Below are 17,807 nucleotides of genomic sequence, written 5' to 3' on the forward strand. Positions count from 1 at the left end.
TTTCATCCGCGCCATCGCGCGGTGAGACCGGCGCCGGCTTAGAAGCAGAGGGGAATGGCAGCGCGCAGCCAGAGCCCCACCCCCTCGCGGGCCCACAGGAGCGCGCCGGCCCCGGTCAGCGCGCCGAGAAAGGCGAGGACGACGAGTTCGTCCCGAACGCTCATGCCGGCCTCGCCTGCTGCGCCAGGGGCACGTCGCGGATCGGCAGGTTGAGGAGACCGGCCAGGAGCGCGATGCCGATGGAGAGGGTCCAGGCGGCGTGGTAGGAACCGGTCTGGGCGAAGATGAAGCCTGCACCCCACGCGCCGAAGAAGGCGCCGACCTGATGGCTCATGAAGACGATGCCGAACAGGGTCGAGAGATAGCGCACGCCGAAGATCTGCCCGACGAGGCCACTCGTCAGCGGGACGGTGCCGAGCCAGAGGAAGCCGATGGCGCAGGCAAACAGCGTCGCGGTCAGCGGGGTGAAGGGAAGGACGACGAACAAAGCCATCACCGCCGCGCGGGCGAAGTAGATCCACGACAGCACGTATTTCTTGCGCAGCCGGTCCGCGGCGACGCCGAAGGCGTAGGAGCCGAGGATGTTGAACAGGCCGATCAGGGCCAGCGCACGGGCGCCGATTCCCGGATCGAGGCCGGCATCGCTCAACACGGCCGGCAGGTGGGTCGAAACGAAGGCGATGTGGAAGCCGCAGACGAAGAACCCGGCATTGAGAAGCCAGTAGCCGCGATGGCCCGCCGCCTGCCGCAGGGCGGCGCCGAGCGGGATCGCGTCGGCGGAGGCGGCCGTCCGCACCGCGCCGGAGGCAGCCTTCCGGGCGATGCCGAGGGCGAGCGGCACCATCAGGGCGGCCAGCCCGGCGCCGGCCAGCAGCGCCCCGCGCCAGCCGAGGCCGTCCACCGCGATCTGGGTGGCCGGCACGAGCAGGAACTGCCCGACCGAGCCGCCCGCCGTGACGATGCCCGCGGCCGCGCCCCGGCGTCCGGCCGGCATCATCGGCACGACCGCGCCGAGCACGACGACGAAGGTGACGCCGGTCATGGCCAGCCCGAGCAGGAAGCCGAGCGTGACGGTGAGGCCAAGGGCCGAGGACACGAAGGCTGCCAGGGCGAGACCGAGGGCGTAGAGGAGGCCACCGCCTGCGGCGACGCGGCCGGGCCCGTACCGGTCCGCCAACGCCCCGACGAAGGGCTGGGCGAGCCCGAAGATCAGGTTCTGCACGGCCATGGCGAGGCCGAAGCTCTCGCGGCCGACGCCGAGATCCAACTCCACCGGCCGCATGAACAGGCCGAACCCCTGGCGGAGGCCCAGGGCGATGGTCACGATGACCGCGCCGCAGGCGAGCGCGATCCAGGGAGAGGGACGGCGGAGAAGCGGAGGGGAGGTCACGATCGTCGATCCGGGAAAGCGGGCCGGGATTATAGTCGCAGACGCATGGAGGTGCCGAGTTAGCCCTGGATCGATCGATGCAGGCTGGAACTCGAGGCCCATACGCCCAACGCGATCACGCTGAACGCCGCCCCCAAACCCGAGACCCCGAGCCAGCCGGCATGAACGTAGGCCGTGGTCGCGCCGATCGCACCGATGGCGCTGCCGACCGCGTAGAACACCATGTAGCCGCCCACGAGACGGCTGCGGGCCTCGGGGTGCCGGGCGAAGAGGATGCTTTGATTGGTGACGTGCACAGCCTGCACCGCGAGGTCGAGCAAGACGACGCCGACGAGAAGCAGGGGGATCGACTGCGCCAGCAGCGCGATTGGTCCCCATGAGCCCAGCAGGAGGACCAGGGCCAAGCCCGTCGTCCACTGGCCGAGGCCGCGATCCGCGAGCCGGCCGGCAGCGGTGGCAGCGAACGCGCCCGCCATACCGAGGAGGCCGAACAGGCCAATCTGCGTGTGGGAGTAGGCGAAGGGTGCAGCGCTGAGGGGCAGCACCATCGCCGTCCAGAAGGCGCTGAAGGCCGCGAAGACGAGGAGTGCCAGGATGCCCCGCACGAGCAGGATCGGGTCCTGCAGGAACAGGGTGGGAATGGAGCGGAGCGCGGCGGCATAGCTGCCCGCGCGGTCGGGAGTCGGATGCCGCGGCAGGGTGAGGGCGAGGAGACCGAGCATCATGATCGTCAGCCCGGCGGAGGTCAGGTAGACGGCCCGCCACCCGCCGAGGTCCGCCACCGTCCCCGCCACGAAGCGGGCGGCGAGGATGCCGGCGACGATGCCGCTCGTCACCGTCCCGATCGCCCGGCCCTGCTCGGCCGGCCTCGCCAGCGTCGCGGCGAAAGCCACCAGCACCTGGACCACGACCGCCAGCAGGCCCACCGCCGCCATACCGGCAAACAGCATGGCCTCCATCTCGGCCGTGGCCACAACGATCAGCGCTATCACTGATAGTGCACCCTGTATGAGCACGAGACGGCGGCGATCGACGCGGTCGCCGAGCGGCACGATCAGGATCAGGCCCAGCCCGTAGCCGACCTGGGTCAGCGTCACCACGAGACCGATGGCACCGGGTGAGATCCTGAAATCGCGCGCCATCGCGTCGAGGAGGGGCTGTGCGTAGTAGACGTTCGCGACGCTGAGGCCGGCGGCCACGGCCAGGATCAGTGTCGTGACCCGTTCCAAGCCGGCGTTCATCCGGTTTGGGGTTCGGCAATCGCCCGTCTGCGGCATCGGTCCTGTCCTGCATGAGCCCATTTTGGTTCCATGTTGAGACCACTTGTGCGCACCATGATCCAGTTCTAACTTAGAACCAGATTGCTCGGGCAGGAGCAGGGTAGATGGTGAAGCGGGTCGGCTTCGGCAAAGCGGCATGCCCGGTGGCGCGGGCCCTCGACGTCATCGGCGACTGGTGGTCGCTCCTCATCATCCGCGACGCCTTCGAGGGTGTGCGGCGCTTCAGCGAGTTCCAGGCAGGCCTCGGCATCGCGAAGGGCATGCTGGCGACCCGGCTCCGCGACCTCACGGAGCGCGGCGTCCTGGAGACCGCGCCGGCTTCGGACGGGAGCGCCTACCGCGAATACGTTCTGACGGAGAAGGGCCGCGGCCTCTTCCTCGTCATCGTCGCGCTTCGGCAGTGGGGCGAGGATTACCTCTATCGTCCCGACGAGAACCGATCCGCCCTTGTGGACACGGCAACGGGCATCCCGGTCGCACGGATGGCGTTGCACTCGGCCGAGGGACGCTCCCTGACCTGGGCCGAGACTCGCGTGAGGAAAGCGGGCGACGATCGAGTGGGCGCTGGAAAGGCGCCGGGTGCCGGAATACCCGCTTCCAGGTAACGGGGCAGGGTTCGGTTTCCACGCTCACCAGCCCTGAGCAGGGTCAAGCCGATCGGCCTTCGATCCGAGCCCCGGCCCCATGTCGGATCATGTGACGGCCGCGAGAGGGGCGGTGACCGAGCGTGTCGCCGGGGCCACCCATCGGCGCCCTTCTTCGCGCCCCCCTTCGGGCGCGTAGCCTTGCCGCCCCCCGCTCCGCTAAGGTCCGCCCCATGATGCGTGATTTCCGGCGGGCGGCGAACGGTTCGCAATGACGGCGCAGGGACCGGATAGGCCGGGCGAGGACGGGACCGAGACGCGGGCCGCAGCGCGCGAAGCCGCGCGGGCGGCCGCCTTGCTGGCGCGCCAGCTCGGCCGCCTCGCCGGGAGCGCGGGACGCAGCGCTTGGCGCAGCGGAACCGCTGCCGCCAGGGATGCGGCCAAAGGGGCAGCCAACGGGGCCAAGCCGGTCTTCGCTCGCACCGCGGACCGCCTCCGCTCGACCGGGCCGCGCACCGCACCGACGGCGCCCGTCGCGGCCCCGGTCGATCAGCCGGACACACGGAGCGATCCCGTCGACGATCCCTCCGCGCGCCCTCCCCGCCGCCGTCGGCCCTGGGTGATCGGATTGGCCGTCGTGATCGGCCTGCCGCTGGTCATCCTGGCCGGATACGTCTTTGTCGCCTTCGCCTCCCTGCCGCCGCTCGGCGGGGTGGCGCCGGAGGCAAACCAGCGTGCCCTCGTGGTCGAGGCTGAGAGCGGGCGTGCCTTCGCCACCCGCGGCGCGTTCCAGGGCGAGCGGCTCACCGAGAAGACCCTGCCGCCCCGCCTCGCCCAAGCGATCGTCGCGATCGAGGATCGGCGCTTCTACAGCCACTGGGGCATCGACCTGCGCGGCATGGCGCGTGCGGTCTGGCGCAACGCGACCGGCGGCGGCGTGCGCGAGGGCGGCTCGACCATCACCCAGCAATATGCCCGGCTCACCTCGCTCACCCAGGAGAAGACGCTCAAGCGCAAGATCCAGGAGGCCTTCCTGGCGCTGCGCCTCGAGAGCACGCTGACGAAGCCCGAGATCCTCGTCGGCTATCTCAACACCGCCTATTTCGGCGCCGGCGCCTACGGAGCGGATGCGGCGGCGCGGCGCTATTTCGGGCACGGGGCGGCGGGTTTGACCCTGCCGGAGGCGGCGATGCTGGCCGGCCTCGTGCGCGCGCCCTCGCAGCTCGCGCCGACCCGCAACTTCGGCGGCGCCAAGGAGCGGGCCGACCTCGTGCTCCAGGCCATGGTCGAGACCGGCGCGATCAGCCAACCCGAGGCCGACAAGGCGCGGGCGGAGAAGCTCAACCTGCACACGCCGCCCGAGACGCCGCCGGGCACCAACTACTTCCTCGACGCGGTGTCGGGCGACGTGAAGCGGCTGACCGAGGCGGCCGGCGACGTCACCGTGCGCTCGACCCTCAACCTCGACCTCCAGAGCCTCGCCGAAGGCGTGCTCGCCCGCCGCCTCGACAGCGAGGGCGGAAAGAAGAAGGTCGGCCAGGGCGCGCTCGTGGCGATGGCGCCCGACGGGGCGATCCTCGCCATGGTGGGGGGCCGGGACTACGAGGACAGCCAGTTCAACCGCGCGACCCAGGCCAAGCGGCAGGCGGGCTCGCTGTTCAAGCTGTTCGTGTATCTAGCCGCCTATGGGAAGGGCTTCTTCCCCGACAGCGTGCTCGTGGACCGCCCGACCCAGATCGGCGAGTGGGAGCCGCAGAACTCCAACAACCGCTTCCGCGGCGCCCTGCCGCTGCGCTCGGCCTTCGCGCTCTCGGTCAACACCATCGCGGCGCAGCTCGGCGAGGAGGTCGGCCTGCCCGCGATCGTCGCCGAGGCGCGCCGCCTCGGGGTGCAGTCGGACCTGCCGGAGGTGCCGAGTCTCGCCCTCGGCTCGGCCGACGTCTCGCTGCTGGAAATGACCCGCGCCTATGCCGGCGTTCTCGGCCCCGGCGTGCCGGTGGAGCCCTATCTCGTCCGCACGATCCGGGGAAACACGCCGCAGCCGTTCTACCAGCGCCCGGCGCCGAAGCCCGGCGCGGCGATGGACGCGCAGGTCCAGACGATGATGCTCGATTCGCTTCAGGCGGTGGTGGAATCCGGAACCGGCAAGGCTGCACGGGTCAACGGCCTCGCGGTCGGCGGCAAGACCGGCACCAGCCAGGACTACCGCGACGCGTGGTTCGTCGGGCTGACCCCGGACATGATCGTCGGCGTCTGGGTCGGCAACGACGACAACACGCCGATGAACAAGGTGACCGGCGGCGATATCCCGGCCCGCGTCTTCCACGACTTCGTGGAACGGGCTCAGAAGGTGCTGAAGGGCCGAAAGCGCCCGGCCCCCTCCGCCGCACGGGCGGAGCCGACGCCGGCCAACGCCGTGGCCCCGGCCCCGGCGCCAACCCCGGCCACGGGCGAAGTGCGCGGCGTACCCGAGGTGGTCGATACCGGCACGCTGACGATCCGCGGGCGCAAGGTGCGGCTGCTCGGCGTCGTCGGCGAGGGCGGCGCGCTCGCCCGCCAGCTCGCGCGCTATCTTCGCCGCCGGGAGATTATCTGCTCCGGCGATCCGGCCTCCTCACGCTGCCGCCTGGACGGCGACGACCTCGCCTCGCTGATCGTGACGGCGGGCGGGGCGCGGGCTGCCGAGGACGCGCCGAGCGATCTCATCGAGGCCGAGGATCAGGCGCGCGCCGAGCGTGCCGGACTGTGGCAGCGCGAGCGCTGAGTCTCCCTCACAAACCGCCCGCTGCTCTGTCATAGCCAGAGAGAACGGTCAGAGATCGAGAGTTTTGTGCGGCGCTGTGAACCACCTCTGCACTGGCAAGCCCCGCCGAATTTGCTGCGAGGGCAGATGAGGCGCACCATTTGCAATCGAAAATTAATGTAGATCAAATAACAGTATGGTGGAGTTCTGATTCAGAGGCCGCCACCGTGAACATCATCGACAACACGCGGATCGCCCTCAAGCTCTCGATACCGCTCGCCTTGCTGACCGCAACGTCGGTCGGTTCGATCGTCTATGCCAAGTATTCACTCGACAGCATCGCTAATCAGACGCAGCGCGTCACCGATGTACAGGCCGCGCGGCAGGAGCATATCCTCAAGGCCCAGATCAACATCACCGAAGCGACGATTCAGAATCGCAACATCATCATCGAAACGGCCAGCGAGAAGGTGGCAGGCTACAAGAGCCGCCAGGATGCGGCGATTGCGGCGAGCCATGCGTCCCTCGACAAGTTGGCCGAACTTGCGGGAGAGCCGGAGCATCGCGCCGCCAGCGAAGCGCTTCGCGAATCGGCGAAGACATATTTCAACATCCTGGGGCGCTCGACCGAACTGGGTTTGAAGAACGAGAGCGTCGCCGCGATGAAGGTCGCGCAGGAGGAGGCGGCTCCCGTGCGCGCCAAGCTTCGGGGACAGGTGCAGGCCCGCATCGATCGCATCGGCCAGGAAATGCAGGCGGAGAAACAGGCGGTCTTCGAGAATGCCCGCTTCGCGACGAACATCCTGATCGCAGGGTCCGCCCTGGCTCTGCTTGTCGCGCTCGGGCTGGCCGGCCTGATCGTCGTCTCCGGCATCGTTCGCCCGCTCAGCCGTCTGGTGTCGGTGCTGCGGCGGATGGCGCAGGGCGACATCGACGCCAGCATCGCCGAGGCGAAGCGGGGCGACGAGATCGGCGCGGTCGGCCGTGCCGTCGAAGGCATCCGCGAGATGGTCGCGCAGAAAGCCACCGAGCAGGCCGAGATGCGCCGCATTGCCGACGAGGCGGCGGCCGCCGAGCGCAAGCGCACGATGATCGAGCTGGCCGACCGCTTCGAGACGGCCGTGGGCGGCATCGTCGGCATGGTCTCCTCCTCGGCGACCGAGCTTCAGGCCACCGCATCGACCATGACCGCGACGGCAGTCGAGACCGCCACCCAGGCGACCACCGTCGCCGCGGCCGCGGAAGAGGCGGCGACCAACGTCAACACCGTGGCGTCCGCCGCCGAGGAACTCGGCAGCTCGGTCGCCGAGATCGGCCGGCAGGTCGCGGGCTCCACCGATCTGGCGCGGGCCGCCGTTACGCAATCGGACCGGACCGCGCATCTCGTCCAAGAACTGAACGCTGCCATGGGCCGCATCGGTGACGTGGTTGGGCTGATCTCTTCCATCGCCGGACAGACCAACCTTCTGGCGCTGAACGCCACCATCGAGGCGGCCCGCGCCGGGGAGGCCGGCCGCGGCTTCGCGGTGGTCGCGGCGGAGGTCAAGGAACTCGCCAACCAGACTGCCCGGGCGACCGGGGAAATCTCCGGCCAGATCGGGCAGATCCAGGGCGTGACCGGTGAGGCGGTCGCGGCGATCGGCGACATCGCCGGCCGTATCCGCGACATCGACACGACGGCGACCGCCATCGCCGCGGCGGTGGAGCAGCAGGGCGCGGCGGCGCAGGAGATCGTCCGCAACGTCACCCAGGCCTCGACCGGCACGTCGCAGGTGACGGGCACCATCGTGGGCGTGGCCAACGCCGCCGAGGAGACGGGCGCGGCGGCCAGCCAAGTGCTCGGCGCCGCGGGCGAGTTGTCACGCCAGTCCGAGGCCCTGCGCGCCCAGGTCTCGCAGTTCCTCGCCACGGTGCGGGCAGCGTAGGTTCGCACCGGGATCTCAATTGCCGGGGCGCCGGGGCAGCGCCCCGGCTCACGCACCACCAGGGCTCCGCCATGGACCCGCGAAAGGGCTTGCCCTTTCGAAACCCCGAACCCTCAACGGAACGGCGGCTCGTCGAAGCTGCGGAGCTTGCGCGAGTGCAGGCCGGCCCGGTCGGCGCGCAGGGTGTCGAGCGTGGCGAGCCCGATCTTGAGATGCTCGGCCACCGCCCGCTCGTAGAAGGCGTTGGCCGCGCCCGGCAGCTTGATCTCGCCGTGCAGCGGCTTGTCGGAGACGCAGAGCAGCGTGCCGTAGGGTACCCGCAGGCGATAGCCCTGCGCAGCGATGGTGCCGCTCTCCATGTCCACCGCGATCGCCCGCGAGAGGTTGATGCGCCGCCGCTCCTGGCTGAAGCGAAGCTCCCAGTTGCGATCGTCGTAGGTCACGACCGTGCCGGTGCGCAGGCGCTGCTTCAGCGCGTCCGCCCGCTCGCCGGTGACGGCGGCCGCCGCCGCTTGCAGGGCGATCTGCACCTCGGCCAAAGCCGGCACCGGAATCTCCGGCGGCACGAGGTCGTCGAGGATGCGGTCGCGGCGCAGGTACCCGTGGGCGAGCACGTAGTCGCCGATGGTCTGGGACTGACGCAATCCACCGCAATGCCCGACCATCAGCCAGCAATGCGGGCGCAGCACCGCGAGATGATCGGTGATGGTCTTCGCGTTGGAGGGGCCGACGCCGATATTGACCAGCGTCGTGCCCTGCGGCGCCCCGTCCGGCCCGCGGCCGACGAGGTGGTAGGCCGGCATCTGATACTTGTGCCAGGGCGAAGCGGCGATCAGCGCCGCCGGATCGGCCGAGGCGGCCTCCGCCTGCTCCACGACGATCCCGCCGGGCAGCACAAGCCGCTCCCCCTCCCCCGCCGCCAGACGCTCCAGCCCGTGGCGGACGAAGCCGTCGACGTAACGGTGATAATTAGTCAGCAGGATCCAGGGCTGGATCTCGCGCCAGTCCGAGCCGGTGTAATGCACCAGCCGGCGCAGTGAGTAATCGGTGCGCACCCCGTCGAACAACGCGAGCGGGCGCGGATCGCCCGCATTCTCCAGCCACAGGCCATCGGCGACCTCGTCGCCCACCACCGAGAGGAGCGGTGTCGGGAACAGGGTGGCGAGATCGCTGGTGCTGACGCCGCTGCCACCGAGATCGGTGCCGGGCTCGACGATGTAGGGATAGGGAATCTCCTGGGCCGACAGCCCGACCTCGATGCTGGCGCCGTAATCGCGCACGAGCGGCCGCAATTGCTCCAAGAGATAGGCGCGGAAATAGCCGGGCTGCGTCACCGTGGTGGCGTAGAGCCCGGGCGCCTGGAACTTGGCGGTGGCCCGGTTGAGCCGCGGCAGCGGCCCCGCGGGCTGGTAGGTCAGGCGCAGCTCGGGGTAGCGGAACTGGAGCCGTTCGGTCGCGTCTGGGGCGATGCGATGTTCGAGGTAGCGCGCCAGGGCCGCCTGGAGCGCCTGGGTCGCGCCCGCATGCAGCGCCTCGAGCCGATCCACGGCCGTCTCCGCGTCGGCAACGGCCTCCATCGGCCGCAACTCGTCGATGACCATGTGCTCTCCCCGCTGACCCCAAGACGTCTACACCGCTGTTGGCAGCGAGACGAGTTGGCAGCGAGACGAGCAAGAGGCTTGCCTTGCAAACGACCTGCCCACCTTGCGGCAGCCGCACACCGGGGCGACAAGGCATGCGTCGCCAAACGGGGAAGCGAGAGCGGATGAACGAGGATGTCGAGCGGCGCCCCGGCGAGGAGGCGATCCCGCTGCCCGCCGACTACGATGCCGGGCTCTACTTCATCGGCCGCGTGCGCACGCCGTGGCAGAACCGGGGCGAGTGCCCGAAGAACGGCAAGCAGACGGACGCGGTCTGCACCCTCGAAGTCGATGCCGCCTACCGGCCCGCGCTCCAGAACCTGGAGGGCGCCACCCACCTGATCGTGCTCTACTGGATGGACCGGGCCGCCCGCGACCTCGTGCGCCAGCAGCCGCGCCACGCACCGGGCAGCCGCGGCACCTTCTCGCTCCGCTCGCCGGCGCGGCCGAACCCCATCGCCCTGTCCGTGGTCGAGCGGCTCGACATCGCCAACGGCATCGTCCGCGTGCGCGGGCTCGACTGCATCGACGGCACGCCGCTGCTCGACATCAAGCCTTACTTCGCCTCGACCGATAGCCGGCCGGAGGCGCGGGTCGATCGCGCCGGCACGGAGAAGCCGGCCACGCCCTGATCCGGCAGGATCGGACCTCCTACCCGTCGGTCTTCCCCTGCTTGCCCGCTCCGGATCGCGGCTCCGCGGTCAGCCGGGCCAGGGCCCGCAAGTAGACCGGCTTGACGTGGGTCTTGTAGGTCCGGCGGGCGACGCCGCGACCGTGCCGGAACAGCGTCTCCGACAGGGCCGTCAACCGGCCGCGCAGGGAGCCGCCGGGGGAGACGTCGATCAGGAGATCCGCGATCTCGCGGCGCTCCGGCCAGATCTGCGCCAGCGCCGCCGAGGTGTCGCGGTTGCAGGAATCGATGGTGTCGATGGTCCCATCCGCGAACGCCGTCTCGGTCGTCGCCTCCATCAGCAGCGAGCCGGGCCCCCATTTCGCGTAACGCTCGTCATACGCCATCTTCCAGCCGAAGGCCGTGCGGCCGGAGCGCAGCCAGATGTTCATCGCGATGGCCCGGCCGTCGAGGCGCAGGGTCTCGATGCCGGCGCAGCCGTCCCGCGCCAACCCCACGATCATGGTCTGGGCGAAGGCGCAGAGCGGCGGCGCGTTGCGGATCGCCCGTCCGCGCCGGCTTTTGCGGCCCTTCCATCCCGCCGCCTCCAGATCGAGGAATTCCTGGAACGCCGCGCTGACGTCCTCCGGCTTGCGAGAGCTGATCTGGCGCAGTTCGCCCTGCTCCGCGAGCCGCTTGCGATGGCGCCGTAACTCGGCCCGCCGCTTCGAGGAGACGGGAGAGGCCGGCGCAGCCTGTCCCGCAACCGGCGCATCGAGCCGGGCGCGCTGCCGGCGCTCGATCTCGACGATTCGGAAGCCCCGACGGCCGGCCGCGCCGACGAGGGCGGCGTAGACCGCCCCGTCCATCGCGATCTGGTTGGCACAGATCAGCTTCGGCAGGGTGGGATTCCCGGCGACGGCATCGAGCATCGCCGACAGGGCCTCGACCGCATGGTCGCGATCGAGCACCGGCGAGCCGAGGAAGGTCAGCGAATTGCACGGGGCTTCGAGCGTCCGGATCGGCAGGCGCGACGAGGGCCGGCCGACCACGAGGAGCCAGACACCGACCAGCTCGGCCTCTCCCCCGCCGCGGCGGGACCAGGCGAGGAGAACGTGCAGCGGCGTCTCGGTCGCGGTGTACATCGCACCCGCGACGGCGGGCTCCATGAACACGTTCGGCTCGGCGCAGCGCCGGACCAGCCGGCGCCATTCCGCGGCAAGCGAGCGAAAGCGCGGCGCGGTCGCGACCTCGACGGAAAAGACCGGCCGGTGCGAGACCGCATCGGGCACCAAAGACGGGGGCGCCGGCTCGGCTAAAGGCAGGCTCGCGAAGTCGCCGCTCGAATCCATGGACGGCCCCTCTCCCTCGGTCGCGTCGCTCCACCGGTCCTGCATCCGCGGGCCGGCTCACGACGTCGTGACATCTCTGCCGGTCGAGAACGACGACAAAGCCGCGCTTAAAGCACGCGCTCTTGAGGGGGATATCCCGATGCGCAGACCGGCTCGGCGTGAACCGGCCGGAAGCGGCGCCGCTCTCCCGCGCATCGACGCGCGTGCCTCACAGGAGCTGTCCGCCGGCGAGACGGTAGCGGCCGATCGCGCTCTGGAAGGCGGCCCAGCCGGAGATCGCCGGATCGCGGACGATGTAGCGGAGATAGGCCCGCTCGGCGCGGTTCAGGCGCCAGGGCGTGAGCAGGTTTCCGCACAGGCGTCGCGGCGAGCGGATCTTGAGCGTATCGGAATCCGGAGGGCCGCTCTCCCCCTCACGCAGGCGGCAGCCGAGGGTGACGAAGTTCAGGCCCGCCAGCATCGCCACTTCCATGTGGTACCAGAAGCGCGGGTTGCACTCGATGAAGGCGATCTCGCCATCGGGCCGGCGCCGGACGTCGAACCCGATCACCCCGTCATAGCGGAAATGCGCGACGAGCCGGCTCGCATGCGCATCAATGGCCGGAACGCGGATCTCCTCCAGCTTTGTCAGGGTCCGGCGATAGGAGAACGAGGCGAAGATCTTTCCGGCTTCACACAGATAGAACGCACTCAACTCCTCGCCCGGCACGTAAGCCTGACAGATGATCGGTGTGTAACTGAGATGCTCGGGGAGCGCGTCGGCGGAATCGATCCGCCGCACGCCGTAGCCGCCCGACATGGCCGCCGGCTTCAGGATCAGCGGGAATTCGAGGTGGGCACAGTCCGGGTCGCGGCGCAGATCCGCCATCGTCTCGAACCGCCGCGTCAGCGGGACGGGAAGACCGAGGTCGGCGCAGACGCCGGCGAAGCGCCACTTGTCGTCGAGCGCGTCGAAGGTTTCCTGATCCGGCACGGGATAGTACGGCGCCCCGATCTCGGCCCCATGGGCCGCCAGGAGACGCGTCGTCCGGCTGCAACTCGGGAGCACCATATCGATCTTGTGGACGGCGCAGAGCCGGCGAATATCGGCAAGATCCGATTGCCGAATATTAGCAAAATCTCCGGTAAAATCGATGTATCTTTCACAAAAGCGCGAACGCTTCAGGAGATATGCATCGTTTGCACCCAGGACGTAGACTTCATCAAAGCATTCGCCTGCACATCGCAAAACTCGGTATTGGATGCGCGGGCCATTGGCTAAGACAAGCGCGCGCTTCATCGTAGAGCCTCATGTCCGACCAATCCCCGAACCCTCAGAGAACGGACTAATATTTGATCTTAGATCGGCGGTCTTGAAACTTTTATGTTTCCGCGCAATGTAACGTCAACAACCAATCATCAGCACTCTCAACTTTTTATAATACTTCTATACTGATGCGCGACCCGGAAAAATCGGGTTAGAACTCAATTGCGGCTTTGGAGTCTGCTCGAAGCCGAAGGACGGCGGCGCGACGCTCCTGGGTCAACGCTGTTCCAGCCTCTCCAAGGTCAGCGGGTCGGGCCGTCCTTCGAAGTATATCGAGAGCGCACGGGCGAAATCCGGGTCGTCCGGATCGGCCTGCGCGAACAGCGTCATGGAGGAACGGAACTTCACGTCGTCGGGCGCGCCGAACAGGGCGTGGGCCGAGCGGCCCTCCCAGGCGTTCGCGGCACGGGTGCAGGTCCGCAGCCGTTCGCCGAGCAGCGGGTGGGCGAGATAGGCCTGCGCCTCGGCCAGCGAGCGGATCGCGTAGCGCCGGGCCATCGCGCTGGAGCCGAGCCCGGCGATCTGGGGGAAGATGAACCACATCCAGTGGCTCTGCTTGCGCCCGTTCCGCATTTCCGCGAGCGCGTCCGCGTAGAGGCCGTCCTGTGCCTCCACGAACCGGTTCAGATCGAACGCGTCATCCGGCATCGTCTCTTCCTGTCGCGCTATCGCCGTGACTGGCAAACCGGGCGCGCAGACCGGCGTTCCTCAGGCTGCGGCCATCGCTTCGAAGACGAGGGCATGGCGCGCAGCCAGGGCGTCGACGTCGCTGCCATAGCCGCCGCCGATCACGGCGCAGAGCGGAATCCGCTGCGACTGCGCGAGGCCGACCACGTATCGATCGCGGGCGAGCAGTCCCGCATCGGTGAGGCAGAGGCGGCCGAGCCGGTCGTCGCGATGCGGATCGACGCCGGCATTGTAGAAGATCAGGTCCGGCGCGAAATTCTGGACCAGCGCCGGCAGGCGCGCCTCCAGCACCGCGCAATATTCCGCATCGTCGAGCCCGTCGGGCAGGCCGATATCGAGGTCGCCCGGCACCTTGTCGTGCGGATAGTTGCGCTCGCAGTGGATCGAGAGCGTGAACAGGTCGGGCTCGCGGGCGAGACAGTCGGCGGTGCCGTCGCCCTGATGCACGTCGAGATCGACGATCAGCGCTCGGGTGATCGCGCCCTCGCGTCTCAGGGCGAGGGCGGCCACCGCCACGTCGTTGAGCACGCAGAACCCTGCGCCGCCGGCCCGCCGCGCGTGGTGGCTGCCGCCGGCCGTGCTGCCGGCGAGCCCGTGGCTGAGTGCGAGGCGCGCGGCGCGCAGCGTTCCGCCGGCCGAGGCGCAGGCGCGGGCGGCGACCGCCTCCGTCACGGGCAGGCCGATCGCCCGCTCGATCGCCCGCGGCACCTGCGCGGCGAGCACCGCGGCGACATAGGCCGGATCATGCGCGCCCGAGAGCAGCGCCGCGTCGGCGGGCTCCGGCGTGACGAAGCCGTCCGGCACGAGGCCGCGGGCGCGCAGAATTTCGGCGAGCCGGCCGTATTTGCGCATCGGAAAGCGGTGGCCTTCCGGCAGTTCGGCCTCGTAGGCCGGGTGGAACACGATCGGGATCAAGGGAACGGCCTGGGACGGCGTTTGAAGTGTCACACGCCTGATAAGGCGGCGCTGCTAGGGGCGTGATGAGACGCGCCGTCGCGTCCGAAGAAACCCTCGACGGGAGACGCCGCGCATGATCGCCCTGCCGGAGAGCGGCGCGCTCGCCGCCCTTGCGCTCTGCGCGGTTCTCGTCGCCGTCAACCTCGCGAGCCTCGCGGTGGCGGCCCTGCGCATCGGGCGCAAACGTCGCGACAAAGGCGGCGACCTCAGCAAGGCATCCGCCTTCCCCGCGAGCGCCCCCGTCTCGGTGGTGCGGCCCCTGTGCGGCCTGGAAGCATTCAGCGAGGAGACGCTGCTCGCGAGCTTCCGGCTCGATTATCCGGCCTACGAGCTGATCTTCTGCGTGGCGGAGGCCGGCGACCCGATCCTGCCGCTGCTGGAGCGGATGCGGGCGGCGCACCCGCAGATCCCGTCTCGGCTGATCCTCGGCGACGAGCGCATCGGCGGCAACCCGAAGCTCAACAATTGCGTGCGCGGCTGGGATGCCGCCCGGCACGATTGGGTGATCCTGGCCGATTCGAACGTCCTGATGCCGCCCGATTACATCCAGCAGATGCAGGCGGCGTGGCGGACGAGCAGCGGCCTCGTCTGCTCGACGCCGATCGGCGCACGTCCGGCGAACTTCTTCGCCGAAGTGGAATGCGCCTTCCTCAACACCCTGCAGGCCCGCTGGCAATATGCTGGCGAGGCGCTGGGCCTCGGCTTCGCCCAGGGCAAGAGCATGCTCTGGAACAAGCCCTTCCTCGAAGCGCAGGGCGGCATCCGCGCCTTGAACGCCGAGATCGCCGAGGATGCCGCCGCGACCAAGCTCGTGCGCGCGGCGGGCAGGCAGGTGCATCTCGTCGCCTCGCCCTTCCAGCAGCCGCTCGGGCACCGCGCCTTGTCGGAGGTCTGGTCGCGGCAGGTGCGCTGGGCGCGACTGCGACGGGTCACCTTCCCGCTGTTCTTCGCCCCCGAGATCGGCATCGGCGCCCTGCTGCCGCTGGTGCTGACGGGTCTCGTGGCGGGAAGCCTCGACGCCACGCTCTGGCTCGTCGGCGCCGGCGCCCTCTGGTACGGGTCGGAGATCGCGCTGGCCGCGCGCGTCGGCTGGCACCGCTCGCCGCGGATGCTCGCGGCCCTCCTGGTCCGCGACGCCCTTCTTCCGGCGATCTGGGCGAGCGCCTGGGCGCGCACCGCCATCGTCTGGCGCGGAAACGCCATGGACATCCGCACCCGCGACGGGACCGCACTGGAAACAGGTCCGAGCGCCGCCTGACCGCCGCGACCCTCATGAGGGTACGGCCCGAAGCAGCCTCCGCGCCGACGTGACGCGGTTTACGTTGGCGAGCGGAGGCGCCCGAACCTCATGCGTCCTTAGATTGTAATAACTGGGCATTATTCGCCCTGAGCGAATTCCGCGCGTATCGCAACAACCCACGCCGAAGCGTTCTTTGCAGAGGCGTTCTTTGCCGGAGCATCCCCGGCAACAGAAATCCGCGCAACCTGACGGCCATCACGATCACTGGCGCCAGCAACCCGACGCCATGAGAGGCAATTCTTATCAAATCACCAAATTGTTGATATAAACACAGCAATAAAATATGGATATACTAAGAAATATTCCGCAATCACGATTTAGTTATCAAAAGATCGATACGCATCCCATCAGGAAGAAGCCTGTTGCCAACGGGTCCGGCGACTCGCGTTGCGTGACAAATCTGTTAAAAAAGCAGTAAGCACGCGAATTCGCCGTGTCGTTATGGGAAAACACACCGCGATGGCTTGGATGCCGTTCCGAAACGTGCTGCCGACGTCATCCGCCTCACGCGACCGCGACGCGGAGCAACGGCCGCGCAACCCGGAGCCGCCCCCCTCGCCGCGGCTGCCGAAGGCGGTTCTCCCCGACCTGATGGAGGGCGGAAGACGCTCCCGTTCGGCCCCCGAGCCGGCTCCGACGAACCTCGACGCCATCGGTCAACGGGACGAGGTCGTCCGGCAGCGCATCGACGCGATGGTCGGCCGCCTGGACGACCTGCGAAGCCTCCAAGACGATTTCGTGCTGATCCTGCAGCCGCTGGCGAGCATCAGCAGCGAGCTGTCCAAGGCCAGCGTGCGGATCGCCGAGCTTGAGAACACGCTGACGCAGGAAGTCAGCGCCAACGGCAGCCTGCGCGACGAGGTGGCGGATCTCTCCACGAAGCTGTCGCGGATGAACAGCGAGCTGGCGGATTCCCAGGTTCACGCGAAGCGAACCCTGGAAAGCCTGCGCGAGCGCGATGCAGCGGTCGAGGCGCATCAGATCGATCTGCGCGACAAGGTGTCGGCCATCGAGAACCTGGAGCGCCAGCTCTTTTCCGAGGTCGAGCAGAACAAAGCTCTGACGAGCGAGAGCCGGGCGCTGCGGCAGGAAGCCCAGGCCGCCGACAGCGCCCTGGCGCGGTCCGAGCACGAGCTGAACAACGTCCGCGAGCGGAACAGTCTGCTGGAGGTCGAGGGACGCCGTCTCCAGCTTCTGAGCGAGGAGCAGGCGACCCAGCTCGCGGATCTGGATGCCCGCCATCGCGACCTGACGACCACAGCCGAGGCTGACCGGCAGCGCCTGCGCATCGTCGAGACCCAACTCGCGACGGAAATCTCCGTCAGGGAGCGGAACGAAGCGCAGCACGAAACGGAGCTGTCCGCGCTTCGAAACGACCGCGCCAGCCTCGCGATGAAACTCGAAGCCGCGCTGAACCGGGCGACCTCGACGGAACAGTTGCTGGTGCAGGCGCGCAACCAGTTGCGGGACAAGGACGAGGAATTCCGTTCGGTCGATCGCAATTTCAAGGAAGCGACCATCGCGCGCAGCACGCTGGAACGCCGTCTCGAAGCCCTGCAAGCCGACCTTTCGCGCCAGACCGAGCGGTTCCTGGAAATCCAGCGCATTCGCGGCGAACTCGATAGCCGTTGCGACATGCTCAACAAGGCTCTGGCCGCCAAGGATGCGGCGATCGAGCAGACGACGAACCGCAACGCGGTTCTGAACGACCGCATCGAGCACCTGACCCACCGGCACGAAGCCGCCCGCGCCGATCTCGAAGCCTCCAACCGCAGATTGATGGAAGAGCTGCAGAACGAGCGCTCGGAGCGCGCGTTGCTGCAAGGTGCCCTCGACATCGCGCGCGAAAGCCGGGTCACGCTGCAGAAGCAGCACGATGCCCTGAAACGCTCGGGCCGCCCGTGGCGGGAGCAGGTGAACGACGAGCTCGACGAAGAGACCGCGCATGCCTCGGCCGACGAGGTCAGCAACGTTCGGCCGTTCAGCTCCACGGGCAAGTCGGCCTAATTCGCCGTTCCTCGGCAAAGAAGACC

Annotated in this window: 14 protein-coding genes; 6 read left to right on the forward strand and 8 right to left on the reverse strand. The window is 68.9% G+C overall.

The annotated features are described in order from the left end of the window. Window positions 1-38 precede the first annotated feature (38 nt). From OVA30_RS24680 to OVA30_RS24690, 3 genes are read right to left on the reverse strand one after another with little or no spacing between them, the layout of a single operon-like run. On the reverse strand, window positions 39-164 hold the full coding sequence (locus OVA30_RS24680) for a hypothetical protein (RefSeq protein WP_265223212.1): 126 nt from the start codon (window positions 162-164) through the stop codon (window positions 39-41). Then, window positions 161-1,390: an MFS transporter gene (locus OVA30_RS24685; RefSeq protein WP_268177292.1), complete on the reverse strand. Its 1,230-nt coding sequence runs from the start codon at window positions 1,388-1,390 to the stop codon at window positions 161-163. Before OVA30_RS24685 ends, OVA30_RS24680 begins: the two co-directional genes overlap by 4 nt. A gap of 59 nt (window positions 1,391-1,449) precedes the next feature. Further along, window positions 1,450-2,667 (reverse strand): MFS transporter, encoded by a 1,218-nt coding sequence (locus OVA30_RS24690; protein ID WP_442786127.1) that lies wholly within the window; start codon window positions 2,665-2,667, stop codon window positions 1,450-1,452. A gap of 107 nt (window positions 2,668-2,774) precedes the next feature. Here OVA30_RS24690 and OVA30_RS24695 point away from each other — a divergent pair, with 107 nt between their 5' ends. The 3 genes from OVA30_RS24695 (at window position 2,775) to OVA30_RS24705 (ending at window position 7,922) form a co-directional block, all read left to right on the forward strand. Continuing rightward, window positions 2,775-3,275: a winged helix-turn-helix transcriptional regulator gene (locus tag OVA30_RS24695; protein ID WP_268177294.1), complete on the forward strand. Its 501-nt coding sequence runs from the start codon at window positions 2,775-2,777 to the stop codon at window positions 3,273-3,275. Between the two features lie 250 nt (window positions 3,276-3,525). Continuing rightward, on the forward strand, window positions 3,526-6,018 hold the full coding sequence (locus OVA30_RS24700) for a PBP1A family penicillin-binding protein (RefSeq protein WP_268177295.1): 2,493 nt from the start codon (window positions 3,526-3,528) through the stop codon (window positions 6,016-6,018). 206 nt (window positions 6,019-6,224) lie between these two features. Then, entirely contained in the window at window positions 6,225-7,922 is a 1,698-nt protein-coding gene (locus tag OVA30_RS24705; protein ID WP_268177296.1) for a methyl-accepting chemotaxis protein, read from the forward strand. Between the two features lie 113 nt (window positions 7,923-8,035). Here OVA30_RS24705 and OVA30_RS24710 read toward each other — a convergent pair whose 3' ends face one another. Then, window positions 8,036-9,523, reverse strand: a complete 1,488-nt coding sequence (locus tag OVA30_RS24710; RefSeq protein WP_003605238.1) for an AMP nucleosidase — start codon at window positions 9,521-9,523, stop codon at window positions 8,036-8,038. Between the two features lie 164 nt (window positions 9,524-9,687). Here OVA30_RS24710 and tsaA point away from each other — a divergent pair, with 164 nt between their 5' ends. Continuing rightward, window positions 9,688-10,194, forward strand: a complete 507-nt coding sequence (tsaA, locus tag OVA30_RS24715; protein ID WP_268177297.1) for a tRNA (N6-threonylcarbamoyladenosine(37)-N6)-methyltransferase TrmO — start codon at window positions 9,688-9,690, stop codon at window positions 10,192-10,194. A gap of 19 nt (window positions 10,195-10,213) precedes the next feature. On the opposite strand, the gene OVA30_RS24720 is transcribed toward tsaA, so the two are convergent. From OVA30_RS24720 to OVA30_RS24735, 4 genes are all read right to left on the reverse strand, one after another. Next, window positions 10,214-11,524 (reverse strand): GNAT family N-acetyltransferase, encoded by a 1,311-nt coding sequence (locus OVA30_RS24720; protein ID WP_268177298.1) that lies wholly within the window; start codon window positions 11,522-11,524, stop codon window positions 10,214-10,216. Between the two features lie 208 nt (window positions 11,525-11,732). After that, on the reverse strand, window positions 11,733-12,575 hold the full coding sequence (locus OVA30_RS24725) for an ATP-grasp domain-containing protein (RefSeq protein WP_015821114.1): 843 nt from the start codon (window positions 12,573-12,575) through the stop codon (window positions 11,733-11,735). Window positions 12,576-13,046: 471 nt separating this feature from the next. Continuing rightward, window positions 13,047-13,478: a DUF1810 domain-containing protein gene (locus OVA30_RS24730; RefSeq protein WP_076641115.1), complete on the reverse strand. Its 432-nt coding sequence runs from the start codon at window positions 13,476-13,478 to the stop codon at window positions 13,047-13,049. Window positions 13,479-13,538: 60 nt separating this feature from the next. Continuing rightward, window positions 13,539-14,432, reverse strand: coding sequence for a histone deacetylase family protein (locus OVA30_RS24735; RefSeq protein WP_268177299.1), 894 nt, complete (start codon window positions 14,430-14,432; stop codon window positions 13,539-13,541). 115 nt (window positions 14,433-14,547) lie between these two features. Between OVA30_RS24735 and OVA30_RS24740 the strand changes: the two genes are divergently transcribed. Continuing rightward, window positions 14,548-15,732, forward strand: a complete 1,185-nt coding sequence (locus tag OVA30_RS24740; RefSeq protein ID WP_268177300.1) for a ceramide glucosyltransferase — start codon at window positions 14,548-14,550, stop codon at window positions 15,730-15,732. Between the two features lie 429 nt (window positions 15,733-16,161). Beyond that, a complete protein-coding gene (locus tag OVA30_RS24745; protein ID WP_244413927.1) occupies window positions 16,162-17,781 on the forward strand; it encodes a chromosome partitioning protein ParA in 1,620 nt (539 codons plus the stop codon). Window positions 17,782-17,807 lie beyond the last annotated feature (26 nt).

The sequence above is a fragment of the Methylorubrum sp. SL192 genome (genome assembly GCF_026672325.1).
GTDB classification, from domain to species: Bacteria; Pseudomonadota; Alphaproteobacteria; order Rhizobiales; family Beijerinckiaceae; genus Methylobacterium; species Methylobacterium extorquens.